General features: G+C 73.1%; 17 protein-coding genes. 5 read left to right on the forward strand and 12 right to left on the reverse strand.

Annotation, left to right across the window (positions count from 1 at the left end; translation table 11 throughout):
* Nucleotides 1-64: 64 nt before the first annotated feature.
* From ACFVXJ_RS20735 to ACFVXJ_RS20750, 4 genes are all read right to left on the reverse strand, one after another.
* Nucleotides 65-964 carry a 1,4-dihydroxy-6-naphthoate synthase gene (locus ACFVXJ_RS20735; RefSeq protein WP_389663524.1) on the reverse strand — a complete coding sequence of 300 codons (900 nt, stop codon included), beginning with the start codon at nucleotides 962-964 and terminating at the stop codon, nucleotides 65-67.
* Complete coding sequence (locus ACFVXJ_RS20740) at nucleotides 945-1,676, reverse strand: futalosine hydrolase (RefSeq protein WP_389663526.1); 732 nt, start codon at nucleotides 1,674-1,676, stop codon at nucleotides 945-947. Before ACFVXJ_RS20740 ends, ACFVXJ_RS20735 begins: the two co-directional genes overlap by 20 nt.
* 7 nt (nucleotides 1,677-1,683) lie before the next feature.
* Nucleotides 1,684-2,181, reverse strand: a complete 498-nt coding sequence (locus tag ACFVXJ_RS20745) for a DUF2771 domain-containing protein (protein ID WP_389663527.1) — start codon at nucleotides 2,179-2,181, stop codon at nucleotides 1,684-1,686.
* Between the two features lie 348 nt (nucleotides 2,182-2,529).
* Entirely contained in the window at nucleotides 2,530-3,909 is a 1,380-nt protein-coding gene (locus ACFVXJ_RS20750) for an MFS transporter (protein ID WP_389663529.1), read from the reverse strand.
* A 323-nt stretch (nucleotides 3,910-4,232) separates the two neighbouring features.
* Between ACFVXJ_RS20750 and ACFVXJ_RS20755 the strand changes: the two genes are divergently transcribed.
* Nucleotides 4,233-5,141, forward strand: a complete 909-nt coding sequence (locus ACFVXJ_RS20755) for a DUF3027 domain-containing protein (protein ID WP_389663531.1) — start codon at nucleotides 4,233-4,235, stop codon at nucleotides 5,139-5,141.
* Between the two features lie 418 nt (nucleotides 5,142-5,559).
* Here ACFVXJ_RS20755 and ACFVXJ_RS20760 read toward each other — a convergent pair whose 3' ends face one another.
* From ACFVXJ_RS20760 to ACFVXJ_RS20770, 3 genes are all read right to left on the reverse strand, one after another.
* Nucleotides 5,560-7,074 carry an SPFH domain-containing protein gene (locus ACFVXJ_RS20760; protein WP_389663532.1) on the reverse strand — a complete coding sequence of 505 codons (1,515 nt, stop codon included), beginning with the start codon at nucleotides 7,072-7,074 and terminating at the stop codon, nucleotides 5,560-5,562.
* Nucleotides 7,075-7,215: 141 nt separating this feature from the next.
* Nucleotides 7,216-7,422 (reverse strand): hypothetical protein, encoded by a 207-nt coding sequence (locus ACFVXJ_RS20765; RefSeq protein WP_389663615.1) that lies wholly within the window; start codon nucleotides 7,420-7,422, stop codon nucleotides 7,216-7,218.
* 46 nt (nucleotides 7,423-7,468) lie between these two features.
* A complete protein-coding gene (locus ACFVXJ_RS20770) occupies nucleotides 7,469-8,461 on the reverse strand; it encodes a WD40 repeat domain-containing protein (RefSeq protein ID WP_389663534.1) in 993 nt (330 codons plus the stop codon).
* 76 nt (nucleotides 8,462-8,537) lie between these two features.
* On the opposite strand from ACFVXJ_RS20770, the gene ACFVXJ_RS20775 reads away from it, so the two are divergent.
* Nucleotides 8,538-9,227 carry a GDSL-type esterase/lipase family protein gene (locus ACFVXJ_RS20775; protein WP_389663536.1) on the forward strand — a complete coding sequence of 230 codons (690 nt, stop codon included), beginning with the start codon at nucleotides 8,538-8,540 and terminating at the stop codon, nucleotides 9,225-9,227.
* Nucleotides 9,228-9,311: 84 nt separating this feature from the next.
* Here the strand turns inward: ACFVXJ_RS20775 and ACFVXJ_RS20780 are convergent, their stop codons facing one another.
* A complete protein-coding gene (locus ACFVXJ_RS20780) occupies nucleotides 9,312-10,301 on the reverse strand; it encodes an aldo/keto reductase (RefSeq protein WP_389663538.1) in 990 nt (329 codons plus the stop codon).
* Nucleotides 10,302-10,532: 231 nt separating this feature from the next.
* Here ACFVXJ_RS20780 and ACFVXJ_RS20785 point away from each other — a divergent pair, with 231 nt between their 5' ends.
* Nucleotides 10,533-10,961, forward strand: coding sequence for an MmcQ/YjbR family DNA-binding protein (locus tag ACFVXJ_RS20785; protein WP_389663540.1), 429 nt, complete (start codon nucleotides 10,533-10,535; stop codon nucleotides 10,959-10,961).
* Here the strand turns inward: ACFVXJ_RS20785 and thpR are convergent.
* The 3 genes from thpR to ACFVXJ_RS20800 all read right to left on the reverse strand — a co-directional run bounded on the left by thpR (nucleotide 10,910) and on the right by ACFVXJ_RS20800 (nucleotide 13,468).
* Nucleotides 10,910-11,491 (reverse strand): RNA 2',3'-cyclic phosphodiesterase, encoded by a 582-nt coding sequence (thpR, locus tag ACFVXJ_RS20790; RefSeq protein WP_389663542.1) that lies wholly within the window; start codon nucleotides 11,489-11,491, stop codon nucleotides 10,910-10,912. The two genes, ACFVXJ_RS20785 and thpR, sit on opposite strands and share 52 nt — an antisense overlap.
* 183 nt (nucleotides 11,492-11,674) lie before the next feature.
* On the reverse strand, nucleotides 11,675-13,003 hold the full coding sequence (locus ACFVXJ_RS20795; RefSeq protein WP_389663543.1) for an MFS transporter: 1,329 nt from the start codon (nucleotides 13,001-13,003) through the stop codon (nucleotides 11,675-11,677).
* Nucleotides 13,004-13,030: 27 nt separating this feature from the next.
* Nucleotides 13,031-13,468: a MarR family transcriptional regulator gene (locus ACFVXJ_RS20800; RefSeq protein ID WP_361314748.1), complete on the reverse strand. Its 438-nt coding sequence runs from the start codon at nucleotides 13,466-13,468 to the stop codon at nucleotides 13,031-13,033.
* A 175-nt stretch (nucleotides 13,469-13,643) separates the two neighbouring features.
* On the opposite strand from ACFVXJ_RS20800, the gene ACFVXJ_RS20805 reads away from it, so the two are divergent.
* Nucleotides 13,644-13,826 carry a hypothetical protein gene (locus tag ACFVXJ_RS20805; RefSeq protein ID WP_031146958.1) on the forward strand — a complete coding sequence of 61 codons (183 nt, stop codon included), beginning with the start codon at nucleotides 13,644-13,646 and terminating at the stop codon, nucleotides 13,824-13,826.
* 10 nt (nucleotides 13,827-13,836) lie between these two features.
* On the opposite strand, the gene ACFVXJ_RS20810 is transcribed toward ACFVXJ_RS20805, so the two are convergent.
* Entirely contained in the window at nucleotides 13,837-15,264 is a 1,428-nt protein-coding gene (locus ACFVXJ_RS20810; RefSeq protein WP_389663545.1) for an NCS2 family permease, read from the reverse strand.
* A gap of 184 nt (nucleotides 15,265-15,448) precedes the next feature.
* On the opposite strand from ACFVXJ_RS20810, the gene ACFVXJ_RS20815 reads away from it, so the two are divergent.
* Entirely contained in the window at nucleotides 15,449-15,733 is a 285-nt protein-coding gene (locus tag ACFVXJ_RS20815) for a DUF2530 domain-containing protein (protein ID WP_389663547.1), read from the forward strand.
* Nucleotides 15,734-15,759 lie beyond the last annotated feature (26 nt).

Consider the following 15,759-nt stretch of genomic DNA (forward strand, 5'->3'; position numbering starts at 1 on the left):
ACGACGTGATGTGACGCCGGTGCCCCGCTCCCTCCCGTGGGGGGCGGGGCACCGGCGTCCCCGGTTACGGGAAGCGCAGCGCGTCGGGCGCGATGGCCGGAACCAGACCCTCAGCGGCGGCCCGGGTCAGCAGTCCGCGCACGGCCGCGTACCCGTCGTCGCCGAGGTCCGCGGTGAACTCGTTGACGTACAGCCCGATGTGCTGGTCGGCGACGGACGGGTCCAGCTCCTGCGCGTGCGCGCGCACGTACGGGCGGGACGCCTCGGGGTCGTCCCAGGCCATCCGCACCGACGCACGTGCCGCGTCGGCCAGCGCACGCAGCGCGTCCGCCCCCAGCGAGCGCTTGGCGATGATCGCGCCGAGCGGGATGGGCAGGCCGGTGGTGGATTCCCAGTGCTCGCCCATGTCGGCCAGGCAGTGCAGCCCGTAGTCCTGATAGGTGAACCGGGCCTCGTGGATGACCAGTCCGGCGTCCACCCGGCCGTCGCGCACCGCGGGCATGATCTCGTGGAAGGGCAGCACCACGACCTTGCCGACCGGCGCGGGGAGCACGGCCGCCGCCCACAGCCGGAACAACAGGTAGGCGGTGGAGCGCTCGCTCGGCACGGCGACCGTCTTCCCGGCCAGGTCCACGCCGGGTTTCCGGGTGAGCACGAGGGGACCGCAGCCGCGTCCCAGCGCGCCGCCGCAGGGCAGCAGCGCGTACTCCTCCAGCACCCAGGGCAGCACGGCGTAGGACACCTTCAGCACGTCGAGCTCACCGCGCTCGGCCATGCCGTTGGTGAGGTCGATGTCGGCGAAGGTGACGTCGAGGGCGGGCGCGCCGGGGACCCGGCCGTGCGCCCAGGCGTCGAAGACGAAGGTGTCATTGGGACACGGCGAGTAGGCGATGCGTACCGGAGTGCCGTCGATACCGACATCGACGCCGAAGCCCACACCGCTGTCAGGGCTGCCGCTGCTCATGCTGTTCTCCCCAGTGGACGAGTACGGGTCCCAGCGCGCGGAAGCCGTCGGCCAGCGCGGCCAGGGCGTCCCCGATCCGCCAGGCGTCCCGGTCGCGGGGCCCGACGGGATTGGACACCGCCCGGATCTCCAGGACGGGCAACCCGTGCGCGGCGGCGGCTTCCGCCACGCCGAAGCCTTCCATGGCCTCGGCGCCGGCGAGCGGGTGGCGGGCGGCGAGTTCGGCGGCGCGGGCGGCGGTGCCGGTGACGGTGGAGACGGTGAGGACGGGCGCCAGCAGGGCGCCGGTCGCCTCGGCGGCCCGGGCGGCGAGCTCGACGGGCGGCAGGTGCACGCTGTGGCCGAAGCCGAGCGCGTCCACCGGCAGGAACCCGTCGGGTGTGTCGGCCCCGAGGTCGGCGGCCACGAGGGCGTCGGCGACGACGAGGGAGCCGGGTGGGGCGGCGGGCGCGAACCCGCCGCCGATGCCGGCGGAGACGACGAGTGAGTAGTCGGCCAGCACGAGGGCGGTGGCCGTGGCCGCCGCCACGGCGGCCGGCCCGACGCCGCCGACAAGGACGTCGGCGGCGAGACCGGGCAGGTCCCGGCGGTGGATCGGATAACCCCCGGGCAGCGTGCGCGGCTCCGGGGTGACCGGGTCCGGATGAGGGGTGAGACCGGCGGTCACGGAGTCTGCCTCCGCGGCCACGGCGGTCACGATGAGCGCGCGCACGGTGCGGCTACTTGAGCTTGACCTTGAAGGTCCAGACGGCGAGCGGCTTGCCGCTCGCGTCGACCTGGACGAAGCCCAGCATCTTCGAGGCGGGGGCCTCGCCCTGGCCGCCGGTGGCGAAGACGTCGGCGCCCTGGAAGCTGCGGTAGGTGTTCGAGGACGGCTCGGTGATCGGCTGGCCGTCGAGGACCGCCTGCCACTTCTTGTCGTCCTTGACGACGTCGGGCTCGACGCCGAGGCGCAGGGTGTCGCCGCGGCCGTACTCGATGGTCTTGGCGTTCTTGGCGTTGGCGAGGCAGGACTGGACCCGCTCGACCGTGAGCTCCTCGCCGCCGGCGGGGCGGCAGGCGCTCTCGGAGGACACCGACGAGCTGCCGACGGTCACGGTCGCGAGCGGGGTCGGCTTGGCGGAGCCACAGGCCGACAGGAGGAGGAGGCCGGCGGACACGGCTCCGAGGGCCGCGACGCTGCGGTGGGCCCTACCCGGGAAAAGCGGTGCGGTCATGAGCCGAAGGCTATCGGGCCGGTGGGCCGGGGTGCCGCACGGGGGGTGTGCGGGGCGTGGCTCCCCGCCGGGGGCGGTGGGCGCGGGTGCCGGTGCGGCGCCGCGGCGCGAGCGGCCCCGGCTGCGCCGGGCTTTCGGGGCTCCGCCCCGGACCCCGCGCCTCAAACGCCGGCGAGGCTGGATTGGGCCGGCGCCTCAAACGCCGGCGAGGCCGGATTGGGCCGGCGCCTCAAACGCCGGCGGGGCTGGATTGGGCCCGCGCCCCGGACCCCGCGCCTCAAAGCCGGTGGGGCCGGATTGGGCCCGCGCCTCAAACGCCGGCGAGGCTGGATTGGTGGGGCCGCGTTGTTACGCCACGCGGGGGCGGGAGGGGCCGGGGTGGTGGTGGGGGGCGGTGAGGGCGCCGCGGAAGGCGAGGGCGGTGCCCGAGGCGACTATGGCCGCCGCCACCGCCATGCCGAGGACGCCGTTCAGCGGGAGCACGATCCCGATGCCGCCGCCCAGGACCCACGCCATCTGGAGCAGGGTCTCCGAGCGGGCGAAGGCCGACGTACGGACCGCCTCCGGCACGTCCCGCTGGATCATCGCGTCCAGGGAGAGCTTCGCCAGGGCCTGGCAGAAGCCCGCCGTGGCGCCCAGGATCGCCACGAACAGCCCGCTGAAGAACACCGCCGCCAGCACCGCGACCCCGAGGGTCACCGCCAGCACCGCCGCGATGATGGTCTCCGGCGCCCGCGCCCGCAGCCACGCGCCCACCGCCGTGCCGCCCGCGTTGCCGACGCCCGCCGCCACGCCGACGATGCCCAACGACACCGCCGCGCTCTGCCCGGCCAAGGGCTGCTCGCGCAGCAGGAACGCCAGGAAGAAGATCAGGAACCCGGACAGCGCGCGCATCGCGGCGTTCGCCAGCAGCCCGCACAGCACCGGCCGGCTGATCGTCCGCAGCCCCGGCTTGCGCGAGTGCGGCTCGTGGGTGGACAGCCGCGCCCGCCGTTCGCCCTTCGCCTCGTCCACCTTGTGCGGCAGCGTGAACGCGGCGAAGGTCCCCCAGATGAAGATGGCGCACGCCCCGTACAGCGGCCAGGGCGGCCCGATCGCCTGGAGCCCGGCCCCGACCGGCGCCGCCGCGCCCGTGGCCAGCAGACCGGCCAGCGTGACCCGGGAGTTCGCCTTGACGAGCGAGAACTTCGGCGGGAGCAGTCTCGGCACCACCGCGCTGCGCACGACCCCGTACGCCTTCGACGCGACGAGGACACCGAGCGCCGCCGGGTACAACTCCAGACCGCCCGTGGCCACCGCGCCCGACATCATCACCGCCAGCAGGGCGCGGGCCAGCATCGCGCCCGCCATCGCGGCCCGCCGCCCGTGCGGCAGCCGGTCCAGCAGCGGCCCGATCACCGGGGCGAGCAGGGTGAAGGGAGCCATGGTGATGGCGAGGTACAGGGCCACCCGACCGCGTGCCTCGTCCGTGGGGACCGAGAAGAACACCGTGGACGCGAGCGCGACGGTGATCATCACATCGCCGGCGCCGTTGATGGCGTGCAGCTCGATCAGCTTGCCGAGCCCCGATTCGCCGGCTCCGTGCGCGTGCGTGACCCGCCGGATTCCGCGGACCGTACCGGTGATGGGGACGTGCAGGGCACGACCGACGGCCCGGCCGGCCCGCCTGGCCGGTCCCGGGCCGTCTGCGGACGACCGTACGGGTGCCACCTGGTCATAGTGCCCCACTCGGCCCTCGTGGACCCGCCCCGGCGCGTTTCGGGCGCCCGGCCGGTCGGGTTGTCCGCGAATCGGACCTTGCATGTGGGCCGGAGGCGTCGGAGGAGGTAGCGTGCGTAGCGCGCCACCGGCGGTTGCTCTTGGCCGCGCGCCTCTTCGCGATCCCGCAGAATGGATTGCAGGTAGGTGCGCCCGAGGCCGATCGGGTGCGGACGTCGACGCGGCCCTCTGGTCCGCTCCGCCCGCGCTACGTACGGACAAGACCGACGGGTCGTTGTGGACGACAGTACGGACGGCGCACTCGTGAGACGGCGTAGGAGAGAACGAGACCTGTGAGTGCTGCGACGACGCGAAGCCGTACCCCCGACCGCCTGTGTGCCGAGGCGGTAGACCTCGCCCGTGCGGCGGCCGAGGAGGCCGCCGCCCCCGGAGTGGTGGGCGAGCATGTCTCCGTCGTCTCCGAGGGCGACCGGGTCGTCACCCACTTCTTCGAGTGCAAGGACCCCGGCTACCGGGGTTGGCGGTGGGCCGTCACCGTGACGCGCGCCTCCCGCGCCAAGCTCGTCACCCTCGACGAAACGGTGCTGCTCCCGGGCGACGACGCGCTGCTCGCCCCCGAATGGGTGCCGTGGAGCGAGCGGCTGCGGCCGGGCGACCTGGGGCCGGGCGACCTGCTGCCCACCGAGGCCGACGACCTGCGGCTGGAGCCGGGCTGGTCGGGCGAGGACGCGCCGCCGCCGAACTCGGTGGTCTCCGAGGAGATGGCCGAGCTGGTCGAGGCGGAGGACGCGGACGTCACCGACCGGACGGTGGTCCCGGTACGGGGCTCCATCACCTCGGTGGCCGAGGAGCTCGGCATGCGCCGGGCGCGGGTCCTGTCGCGGTACGGGCTGCACAGTGCGGCGGACCGCTGGGACGAGGCGTTCGGGGCGAAGACGCCGATGGCCCAGGCGGCGCCGGCGTCGTGCGTGTCGTGCGGGTTCCTCGTGGCGATCGGCGGCTCTCTGGGCCAGGCGTTCGGCGTCTGCGCGAACGAGTTCGGTCCGGCGGACGGGCGGCTGGTGTCGCTGTCCTACGGGTGCGGGGGCCACTCGGAGGCCGCGGTCATGCCGAAGCCGCTGCGGCCGGCGCCGCCGGTGCTGGACTCCATGGCCTCGGACGAGTTCCTGCTGCGGCCGGCGCCGGACACCGGCTCGGTGCCGGTGTCCGACCTCCCGCCGGCCGACCTGGGCCACTCCTAGCCCGCGGCGCCGCGGCGCAGGTGCCCCCGGCCCCGCCGGGCTTCCGGGGCTCCGCCCCGGACCCGCGCCCGGAATCTTCCCCGGGTACCCCGGACTCCGTCCGGGAGAACCCCCTGAGCTGCCCCCACGAGGCCGCCTTCGCCGCGGCCGGCCCCGCTGACGTACGGGCGGGCGGTGGCCGCGGCGGCGGCTGCCTCGGCCTTCTCCACCGCCTTGCGGCGGCGGCAACGGCGCCACGCCGTGGGACTCACCCCGGCCCGCCGCGTCACGCGCGCACGGCCTCGCCCGAGATCGGGACGGCCCCGGGAGGGCTTGGCCGCACGTCAGCGGGACGCGGCCGGTGCCGTTCCGCGTCGACCGGCCCCCGGGTGCGGCTTTCCGGGGGCCGCGCCGGCGGGTACGGCCCCCGGTTGCGCCGTCAGGCCCCGGTGGCCTGGTCCGAGATCGGGATGACCTCGCCGGAGGGGGGCGTGGCGGTCGGGACGGCCGTGGCCGGCTGGTTCGGGGACTGCGCCATCGAGGACAGCAGCTGTCGGGCCAGGCCCAGGCCGGTGCCGCCCATCGTCAGGGCCTTGGCGAACATCTCCGACATGCCCTCCGCCCCGTTCAGCAGCACCATGTGCTCCACGTTGCCGAACGCACCCGCCCCGGCCTCCACGATCTTCGGCCAGTTCTCGGCGAGCTGCTGGGCCACCACCGCCTCCTGGTTCTCCGCCAGCGCCGCCGCCCGCGCCTTGATGGCCTCCGCCTCCGCGAGGCCCTTCGCCTTCGCCGACGCCGCGTCCGCCAGGCCACGGGCCTTCGCCGCCTCGGCCTCCGCGAGGCCCCTGGCCTGCGTCGCCGCCGCCTCGGCCTCGCCCGTCGCCCGGGTGGCCTTCGCGTTGGCCAGGCCGCGCGCCTCCGCCGCTTCGGCCTCGGCCGCCGCGGCCGCCTTGACCCGGGTGGCCTCGGCCGCCGCCGCGAGTTCCGTCTCCTTCGCCTTCGCCTGCGCGGCCGAGATCCGCGAGTCCCGGTCCGCCTCGGCGAGCGTGCGCTGCTCGTACGCCTTCGCGTCCGCCGGCTTGCGCACGTCCGCCTGGAGCTGCTGCTCGCGCCGGTTGGCCTCCAGCTCCGCGACCCTGGTCTCCTGGACGACGACCTCCTGGCGGGCGGCCGCCTCGGCGAGCGGGCCCGCCTGCTTGGCCGCGGCCGCGGCCTTGTCCCGCTCGGCCTGGTAGCCGGCCTGGAGGATCTCGCTGTCCCGGGTGGCCTCCGACATCCGGGCGAAGGCGGCCTGCTCGGCCTCCGTCGCCAGCAGGTTCGCGTCGGCCTGCGCGATCCGCGCGTCCCGCTGCACGGCCGCCGCGTGCGGCATCGCGAGGTTCTTGATGTAGCCGGTCGGGTCCTCGATCTCGTGGATCTGGAGCGAGTCGACGATCAGGCCGAGCTTCTCCATCTCGCTCCCGCAGGCCGCCCTGGTCTGACCCGTCAGCTTCTCGCGGTCACGGATCATGTCCTCGACGGTCAGCCCGCCCACGATCGAGCGCAGATGACCCGCGAAGACGATGTGCACGCGCTCGGGGATCATCTTCTGCTGGTCCAGGAACCGGCGTGCGGCGTTGGCGATCGAGACGGTGTCGTCCCCCACCTTGAAGATGACCACTCCGCGCACCTTCAGCGGGATGCCCTGGTGGGTCACGCAGTCCACCACGAGCTGGGTCTCGTTCAGGTCCAGTGACAGTTTCCGCACGGCCTGGACCCCCGGCAGTACGAGGGTTCCGCGCCCGGTGACGATCCGGAACCCCATGCCGTCGCCCAGGCCCTCGGTCCGGTGCGCGGAACCGGAGATGACGAGTGCTTCGTTCGGTTCGGCGACCCGCCACATGAGTTTGAACAGCCCGACCAGAACAAGTACGGCGGCGAGAACGACTCCCGCCACGACGCCGATGTCCATCGGCAAACGCCCCCTTAGAGCGGTGCCGTTGCGGCACCGGAGAAGGCGAGTGTGCGCCTGCCGGGACCGGGCGTGAAGGCGTCGGCGGAGACTTGTCGCAATCTTGATACGCGCAGGTGGAGTCGCAGGTGGAGCCGGGGGTCAGTTGACGTACGCGGCACTCACGTACACCGTGCGCGGCGGCAGGTGTTCCACCACGGTGACCACCGTCCCCACGGGCAGCGGCGTTTGTTCGCCCAGTGCCGGATACGCCAGGAAGTGCTCGGCTCCGCCCCGGATGCGGACGATGACCTCGCCCACCAGGCCGGGCCCCACCGTCCCGGTGACCCGCCCGCTCAGCCCCACCATGTCATCGGCCATACCGGCAGGTTACGCGGCCGGGCCGCCCGGGCCGTCAGCGTTTGCGCCGCACCAGCCGACGGCCGCCGAGCACCAGGGCCGCGGCCAGGACGAGGACCAGCGCGCCCTTGGTGAAGCTGCCGGACCCCGGCTTCGCGGGAGCGGCCGGGGAGCCCGGCGCGGGGCTCCCGGAGGGGCCCGGGGGGGTCGTCTTCGGGTCGGGTGTCGTCGGGCGGACCGGGACCGCGACGACCCGGCTGTTCGTGCCCTCGGAGCCGAACAGCAGCGTCGAGCCGTCCGCCGAGTACGTCACCGACTCCGCCTGCCCCTGCCAGGGCGCGGCCACCGCCTCGCCGGGGCCCTGCGGGCGCCCGTCCCGCCACGGGTACGTCTTCGCGAAGAAGTAGCCGCGCAGCGTCAGCCGGCTGCCGTCGGGTGAGAACGCCCCGTCCGTCACCCAGGGCACGTCCGCGATCCGCCGGAACACGTTGGTGCCGTCGGCCGACAGCCGGTCGGGCCCTTCGTAGAGTCCGCCCGTCCGCTCGTTCTTGCTCGCGATGTAGACGCGTCCCGTCACCGGATGCACCATCAGGGCCTCGGCGTTGCGCGGGCCGTCCGCGTACCGCACCGTGAACTGTTCGGCCTTGACCGTCACGTCCGCCAACTCCCGCGGCTCCGGGAAGCGGTAGATCCAGACGTGGTCCCAGGTGCCGTCCCGGTTGTCCCCGATGTCGGCGACGTACAACTGCCCGTCCGGGCCCAGCGAGATGGCCTCGACGTCGCGCGGCCGTCCGACCCCGGTCATCGTCACCCGCGCCACCGTCTTGCCGGTCGCGGAGTCCACCGCGTACACGTACGGGCCGTCGTCGCTGTCGTTGTGCGTCCAGTAGACGCCCGGGTGGGCGCGGCTCGCCGCGAGTCCGCTGGACTCGGTGATGCGCGGGTCCTGGATGGTGAAGTCCGAGACACCGGTCGCGGCGGTGGCCGTCGGGGACGCGGTGAGGACGGCGGCGGCGGTGAACGCGGTCACGATCGGCAGCAGGCGCATTCCCCCAGCCTGCCAGGCCGGCCGGCGTGGCGGGCATCACAGCGGACCCGGTCCGGTGATCCGCGATGATGACCGGATGCGTTTCATGTTCGTCGGCGACTCCATGACCATCGGACGCGCCGGCGACTACACCTGGCGCTACCGGATGTGGCAGCACCTGCGCGCCACCCTGGGCGACTCCTTCCGCATCGTCGGCCCGCGCGTCGCGCTGTACGACACCGCCGCCGACGCGCCCGTCAGCCACGCGTACGCGGCCCCGGACTTCCCCGAGGACGCCCGCCGCCACCTGGCCGGCTGGGGCGAGGGCTGGCAGCACATGGCACCGCTGATCGGCCCGGCGGTCGCCGCCGCCGAGCCGGACGTGCTGCTCGTCTCCCTCGGGCTGATAGACCTCGGCTTCTACACCGACGCGCCCCAGACCGCCGTGAACGTCCGCCGGTTCATCGCGGAGGCCCGGGCGGCGCGAGCCGACGTCCGGATGGTGCTGCTCCCCGTCATCCCGAACGTCCGGGCCGACTCCGACGCGCCCTTCGCCGCCCAGGTGACCGCCTTCAACGAGCTGCTCGCCAAGGCGGTGGCGGACCTCTCCACCCCCGCCTCGCCGATCCTGCTGGCCGCGCGCCCGCAGGGCTACGAGTTGGCGCGGGACACCTACGACGGCACCCACCCCAACGCCTCCGGCGAACACCGGCTGGCGGCCGAGTTCGCGTCGGCCCTCCACCAGGCGTGGTCCGTCGGCGGCCCCTACCGCGCGGCCGGCGGCTGACCGGCCCCGACGCGCGCCGGCCGCCGCCCGTGACGAACGGGACGACGGCCGGCGCGGGCGGGGCCGTTGGCTCCCGCGCCGCGGCTACCAGGCGAAGGCCTCCGGCGCCGGGCCGGGACCGGGGAAGATTTCGTCCAGGGCCGTCAGCAGCTCCTCGTCCAGCTCCAGTTCCAGTGCGCGCAGGGCGCTGTCGAGCTGCTCGGACGTGCGGGGGCCGACGATCGGGCCGGTGACCCCGGGCCGGGTCAGCAGCCAGGCCAGGGCCGTCTCGCCGGGCTCCAGGCCGTGCTTGTCGAGGAGGTCCTCGTACGCCTGCACCTGGCCCCGTACCGCGCTGTTGGCCAGCGCGTCAGCGGAGCGACCCGAGGCGCGGCGGCCGCCCTGCGTCTCCTTCTTGATGACGCCGCCGAGCAGGCCGCCGTGCAACGGGGACCACGGGATGACGCCGAGGCCGTACTCCCGGGCGGCCGGGATGACCTCCATCTCGGCCCGCCGTTCGGCGAGGTTGTAGAGGCACTGCTCGCTGACCAGTCCGAGCGTGCCGCGCCGGGCGGCGGTCTCGTTGGCCTGGGCGATCTTGTAGCCGGGGAAGTTGGACGAGCCCGCGTAGAGGATCTTGCCCTGCTGGATCAGGACCTCGACGGCCTGCCAGATCTCCTCGAACGGCGTCCGGCGGTCGACGTGGTGGAACTGGTAGACGTCGATGTAGTCGGTCTGGAGCCGCTTGAGGCTCGCGTCGACGGCCCGGCGGATGTTGAGGGCCGACAGCTTGTCGTGGTTGGGCCACGGGTCGCCCTCGGCGGCCATGTTCCCGTACACCTTGGTGGCCAGGACCGTCTTGTCCCGGCGGCCGCCCCCTTGGGCGAACCAGGTGCCGATGATCTCCTCGGTGCGGCCCTTGTTCTCGCCCCAGCCGTAGACGTTGGCGGTGTCCACGAAATTCAGGCCCGCGTCGATCGCGGCGTCCAGGATGCCGTGGCTGGTCGGTTCGTCTGTCTGCGGACCGAAGTTCATCGTGCCGAGGACGAGTCGGCTGACTTTGAGTCCGGTGCGTCCGAGCTGCGTGTACTTCATGGGACCCAAGCCAACTGCTTGGAGTCGACTCCAGGCAAGAGCGCGTGGGCGCCGAGCGCGGACGCCGAGCGCGGGCGCGGGGCTACTGGCCGACGGCGGCCGCCACGGCGACGACGACGAACATCAGGACGAGCACACCGGCCATGACACGGTTTCTGGTCTTCGGATCCACCCGTCGAGCCTAACGCGGCAGCCGCCGGTCCCCGGTCGTGGGGCTGCGACACTGCTCACATGGTGACCGTGGAGGACGTACGTCGACTGGCGCTCGCACTGCCCCGCACGGAGGAGCACCTGATCCGGGACCGGGTGAAGTTCCGGGTCGGCCGCATCGTGTACCTCGCGCTGTCCCGGGACGAGGAGGAGCTGGGCTTCGCCTTCCCGAAGGAGGAGCGGGCGGATCTGGTGGCGGCCGAGCCGGGGAAGTTCTCCCTGCCGGGCGCCGGGGACCTGCGCTACAACTGGGCGCACGCCCGGATGGCCGCCCTGGAAGCGGGCGAGCTCGCGGAGCTGGTCACCGACGCGTGGCGTCTGTGCGTACCGGCGCGGGTGGCCCGGGAACATCTGGCGCACCGGGAGCGCCCGGTGACGGGGGTGTCGCCGCGCGGCGCTCAGGCGGGCGCGGGGGCGACGGCCAGGGGCCAGGCGCCGACGACCTCGTAGCGGGGCCGCTCGCCGGGGATGCCGCCGGTGGGCAGGTTGCTGCGGACGAGGCTCAGGGTGTCGACCCGCCAGGGCCCGCCCTCGAAGGCGGCGAGGGCGTCGAGGTGGGGGCGGAGGGTGGCGCCGCGGGCGCCCCGCGCGAGCGTGAGGTGCGGGGTGTAGCGGCGGTGCTGCTCCATCGGGATGCCGGCGCGGCGGGCGGCGGCGTCGGCGCGTTCGGCGAGGAGCCGCATCCGGTCGAGGTCCCCGGCGGCGCCGGCCCACAGTGCGGTGTCGCCGAAGTGGCCGCAGCCGTGGATGCGGAGGGGGAACGCCTCGGTGCGGGCCGCCGCGCGGGCGAGGCGGGCGTGGAGGTCGGGGAGGAGCTCCTCGCGGACCTCGCCCATGAAGGCGAGGGTGAAGTGCCAGGACTCTTCCGTGGTCCAGCGGAGATGGGGGGCGGCGGGTGACGCGGCCCGCGCCGCCCGGACGGCCTCGTGGAGTTCCGCGACGGCGGGGGCGGGGGGCAGCACGGCGGCGAACAGCCTCATGGGGTGACCCTAGTGGTGGGCGGGGCCGTGGCCGCGTCGCGGGTGCGGCGCCGTTGCGCGGGGCGGCCCCGGCTGCGCCGGGCTTTCGGGACTCCGCCCCGGACCCCGCGCCTCAAACGCCGGCGGGGCTGGAACGACCGCCTCAAACGCCGGCGGGGCGGAGTCGCCCCGCCGGGGAGGGGGTCAGGCCGCCTTGACCAGGCTGCGGGCCTCGACGAACGTGAGGCCGCGGCGGGAGAGGCGGACGCTGAGGTTGCCGACGCGGGAGAGGACCACCGCGATGGCCAACGCCGAGACCAGGGAGACCGCGCCGCCCGCGGCCATGCCGATCCGGGCGCCGTACGTGTCCGTGATCCAGCCCACCAGCGGGGCCCCGAGCGGGGTGCCGCCCGTGAAGACCATCATGAACAGCGCCATCACCCGGCCCCGCATCTCGGGGTCGGTCGCCATCTGCACGCTCGAATTCGCCGTGACGTTGACCGTCAGGCCGAACATCCCGATCGGCACCAGGAGCGCCGCGAACAGCCACAGCCCCGGCGCGAACGCCGTCACGATCAGCAGGACCGAGAAGAGCGCCGCCGCAGCGACCAGTACCCGCAGCCGGGAGTGGCCGCGCCGGGCCGCCAGCAGGGCGCCCGCCAGGGAACCCGCCGCTATCAGGGTGTTGAACAGGCCGTACGTACCGGCGTCCCCGTGGAACACCGTGTTCACGAACGCGGACAGCCAGATCGGGAAGTTGAACCCGAAGGTCCCGATGAAGCCGACCAGCACGATCGGCCAGATCAGCTCGGGGCGCCCGGCGACGTACCGCAGGCCCTCCCGCAGCTGGCCCTTGCCGCGCGGCTGCCGCTCCACCGGGTGGAGTTCCCGCGTCCGCATCATCAGCAGCGCGGCGATCGGCGCGGCGAAGGACAGTCCGTTCAGCAGGAAGGCCCAGCCGGAGCCGACGGCGGTGATCAGCACACCGGCGATCGCCGGGCCGACCAGCCGCGCGGACTGGAAGTTGGCGGAGTTCAGGCTGACCGCGTTCGCGAGCTGGTCCTTGCCGACCATCTCCGGGACGAACGTCTGGCGTGCCGGGTTGTCCAGGACCGTGACCAGGCCGAGCAGGAACGCGGCGAGGTAGACGTGCCAGACCTGGACGTGACCGGCCAGGGTGAGCGCGGCGAGGGCGATGCCGGTCAGGCCCATGGCGCCCTGGGTGGCCAGCAGCAGCGGCCGCTTGGGCAGCCGGTCGGCGAGTACGCCTCCGTAGAGGCCGAACATCAGCATCGGCAGGAACTGCAGCGCGATGGTGATGCCCACCGCGGAGGCCGAGCCGGTGAGGGACAGGACCAGCCAGTCCTGGGCGATGCGCTGCATCCAGGTGCCGGTGTTCGAGACGACCTGTCCGGTGGCGAAGAGCCGGTAGTTCCGGATCCTCAGCGAGCTGAACATGGAGTTCCGGCCCGCGGGTCGAGTAGTGGTGGATGTGTGGCCGGGTGCGGAGTCTGCTCCGGTTCCCGTACTCAAAAGCGTTCGCCTCCTGGCGTCGGACGATTAGAAGTGCGCGAGCTTGTCCAGGACGGGCGCCGCGGCGCGCAGCTTGGCCCATTCGTCCTCGGTGAGCTCCGCCGCGAGCCCGGCCAGGAAGGCGTTGCGCTTGCGACGGCTCTGTTCGAGCATCGCCTCGGCTTCCTCCGTCTGGCTGACCACCTTCTGGCGGCGGTCGTCCGGGTGCGGCTCCAGCCGTACCAGTCCCTTGGCCTCCAGCAGCGCGACGATGCGGGTCATCGACGGCGGCTGGACGTGCTCGCGCCGCGCCAGCTCGCCGGGAGTGGCCTGGCCGCAGCGGGCGAGGGTGCCGAGCACCGACATCTCGGTCGGGCTCAGTGACTCGTCGACGCGCTGGTGCTTGAGCCGGCGGCCCAGGCGCATGACGGCGGAGCGGAGATCGTTCACGGCGGCAGCGTCGTCGCCATGGGAAAGGTCGTGCATGTTCCTTAGAATAACTCATTACTCTCTCTAAGGAACACTGGTTTCCGGGCGTCACACGTCACACCATGGGACACGGCGCCGGGTTCGTCCACCGCACCGGTTTCGTCACTCGTCCGGGTGAGTCGCTTCCCGAAAATGACCCGCGTCCCGGGCCGGTGCCCCGACTCTGTGCGGCATGGGGACTCATGTGCTGAGCATGCGCATAGACGGGGAGCTGCTCGAACGCCTCCGGACTCATGCCGCCAAACGGGGAATGAGCGTCCAGGACTATGTCGTCCGGACGCTCATTCGCGATGACTTCGACGAGCGCTTCAAGGCGGCCGTCGACGAGACGGAGAAGTTCTACGGGCTCACCTGACCCCCGGCGCCTACGTCAGGCCGAGGGCCGGCATCGCGTAGTAGAAGACGAACACCGCCGCGACCACCCACATGGCCACCGGGACGCCGCGGGCCCGGCCGGTCGTCAGGCGCAGGGTGCAGAAGCTGATGAAGCCGATGCCGATGCCGTTGGTGATCGAGTAGGTGAAGGGCATCATCACCATCGCCAGGAAGGCGGGGACGGCGATGGTGAAGTCGCTCCAGTCGATGTCCCGGACCGAGCCGGCCAGGATCAGGAAGCCCACCGCCACCAGGGCGGGCGTCGCCGCCTGGGAGGGGACCATCGTCGCCAGCGGCGTGAGGAAGAGCGAGACGGTGAACAGGGCGCCGGTCACCACGTTGGCCAGGCCCGTGCGGGCTCCCTCGCCGACGCCGGCGGTGGACTCCACGAAGCAGGTGGTGGCCGAGGAGGACGTGGCGCCGCCCGAGGCGACGGCCAGGCCGTCGACGAGCAGGACCCGGTTGATCCCGGGGAAGGTGCCGTCCGGCTTCGTCAGCTTGGCCTCGTCGCCGACGCCGAGGATGGTGCCCATCGCGTCGAAGAAGCAGGACAGCAGCACGGTGAAGACGAACAGGACGCCGGTGAGCAGGCCGACCTTGGCGAAGCCGCCGAACGGGCTGACCTGGCCGACGAGCCCGAAGTCGGGTGCGGACACCGGGTTGCCCGGCCACTGCGGCACGGTCAGGCCCCAGGCGGCGGCCGGAAAGTCGGTGATCAGCTGGACGACGACCGCCAGCACGGTCATGGCCACGATGGAGATCAGGATCGCGCCGGGCGTCTTGCGGATCAGCAGGGTCAGGGTGAGCAGCACGCCGAGCGCGAAGATCAGCACGGGCCAGCCGTGCAGGTGGCCGCCGGCGCCGAGCGTGAGGGGCACCGTGGTGTGGGCGACGTCGGGGATGCGGGAGACGAAGCCCGAGTCGACCAGGCCGATCAGCATGATGAACAGGCCGATGCCGATCGAGATGCCCTTGCGCAGGCCGAGCGGGACGGCGTTCATGACTCGCTCGCGCAGGCCCGTGGCGACCAGCAGCATCACCACGAAGCCGGCGAGGACGACCATGCCCATGGCGTCGGGCCAGCTCATCCGGGGTGCGAGCTGGAGGGCGACGACGGTGTTGACGCCGAGCCCGGCCGCGAGCGCGATCGGGACGTTGCCGATGACGCCCATGAGGAGGGTGGAGAACGCGGCCGTCAGGACGGTGGCGGTGACGAGCTGGCCGCCGTTGAGCTGGTGGCCGTACATGTCCTTCGCGCTGCCGAGGATGATCGGGTTCAGCACGATGATGTAGGCCATCGCGAAGAACGTCGCGAAGCCGCCGCGGACCTCGCGGGCGACGGTCGAACCGCGCTCGGAGATCTTGAAGAAGCGGTCCGTGGCGTTGGTGGGGGCCGCGGCGGGTGCCGAGGTGCTCATGCGGTCCTCAAAGGGTCATTTGGTTATTCATACGAATAAAACCGGTCGCAGGCAAACCGTTTCAGTATGAACACATGAGGGAACAGCCGTCCATCTCCGCGCGTAGACAGGGCTGAGTCGCCCCGGAAGTCGACCGGTACGGCCTCTCTTCGGCCCCTGCGACCTCCCCGCCTAGACTGGCCGCATGGCGAAATGGACCGCACAGCACGAGGCCCCCGAGCCCTTGGAGGGCCCCGTCGTCGCGACCGTCGTCGGCGGCACGATCATCTGGTTCGTCCTCTTCCTCGTCCAGCTCCCCTTCTACGGGTGGTTCGCGGACCGGGGCCTGCTGTGGTGGGTGTGGACCCCGGCGGCCGGCGCCGCCCTCGGCCTGTTCGGCATCTGGTACGCCCGCGGTCGCGAGGCCGCCATCAAGCGGCACAAGGAGCAGCAGGCCGCGGCGGCCGCGGAGTCCGGGCCCAAGGTCTGACGGTGTCCCACGTCTGGCGGCGCCCC

It is taken from the genome of Streptomyces sp. NPDC058279 (genome assembly GCF_042881255.1).
Taxonomy (GTDB): Bacteria; Actinomycetota; Actinomycetes; order Streptomycetales; family Streptomycetaceae; genus Streptomyces.

Coding starts and splice junctions, on each gene's coding strand:
- ACFVXJ_RS20810 (WP_389663545.1), bottom strand. CDS start 15,264: ATGAGCACCTCGGCACCCGCCGCGGCCCCCACCAACGCCACGGACCGC.
- ACFVXJ_RS20765 (WP_389663615.1), bottom strand. CDS start 7,422: ATGGTGGGGCTGAGCGGGCGGGTCACCGGGACGGTGGGGCCCGGCCTG.
- thpR (WP_389663542.1), bottom strand. CDS start 11,491: ATGAGGCTGTTCGCCGCCGTGCTGCCCCCCGCCCCCGCCGTCGCGGAA.
- ACFVXJ_RS20735 (WP_389663524.1), bottom strand. CDS start 964: ATGAGCAGCGGCAGCCCTGACAGCGGTGTGGGCTTCGGCGTCGATGTC.
- ACFVXJ_RS20815 (WP_389663547.1), top strand. CDS start 15,449: ATGGCGAAATGGACCGCACAGCACGAGGCCCCCGAGCCCTTGGAGGGC.
- ACFVXJ_RS20780 (WP_389663538.1), bottom strand. CDS start 10,301: ATGAAGTACACGCAGCTCGGACGCACCGGACTCAAAGTCAGCCGACTC.
- ACFVXJ_RS20760 (WP_389663532.1), bottom strand. CDS start 7,074: ATGGACATCGGCGTCGTGGCGGGAGTCGTTCTCGCCGCCGTACTTGTT.
- ACFVXJ_RS20775 (WP_389663536.1), top strand. CDS start 8,538: ATGCGTTTCATGTTCGTCGGCGACTCCATGACCATCGGACGCGCCGGC.
- ACFVXJ_RS20800 (WP_361314748.1), bottom strand. CDS start 13,468: ATGCACGACCTTTCCCATGGCGACGACGCTGCCGCCGTGAACGATCTC.
- ACFVXJ_RS20745 (WP_389663527.1), bottom strand. CDS start 2,181: ATGACCGCACCGCTTTTCCCGGGTAGGGCCCACCGCAGCGTCGCGGCC.
- ACFVXJ_RS20770 (WP_389663534.1), bottom strand. CDS start 8,461: ATGCGCCTGCTGCCGATCGTGACCGCGTTCACCGCCGCCGCCGTCCTC.
- ACFVXJ_RS20805 (WP_031146958.1), top strand. CDS start 13,644: ATGGGGACTCATGTGCTGAGCATGCGCATAGACGGGGAGCTGCTCGAA.
- ACFVXJ_RS20785 (WP_389663540.1), top strand. CDS start 10,533: ATGGTGACCGTGGAGGACGTACGTCGACTGGCGCTCGCACTGCCCCGC.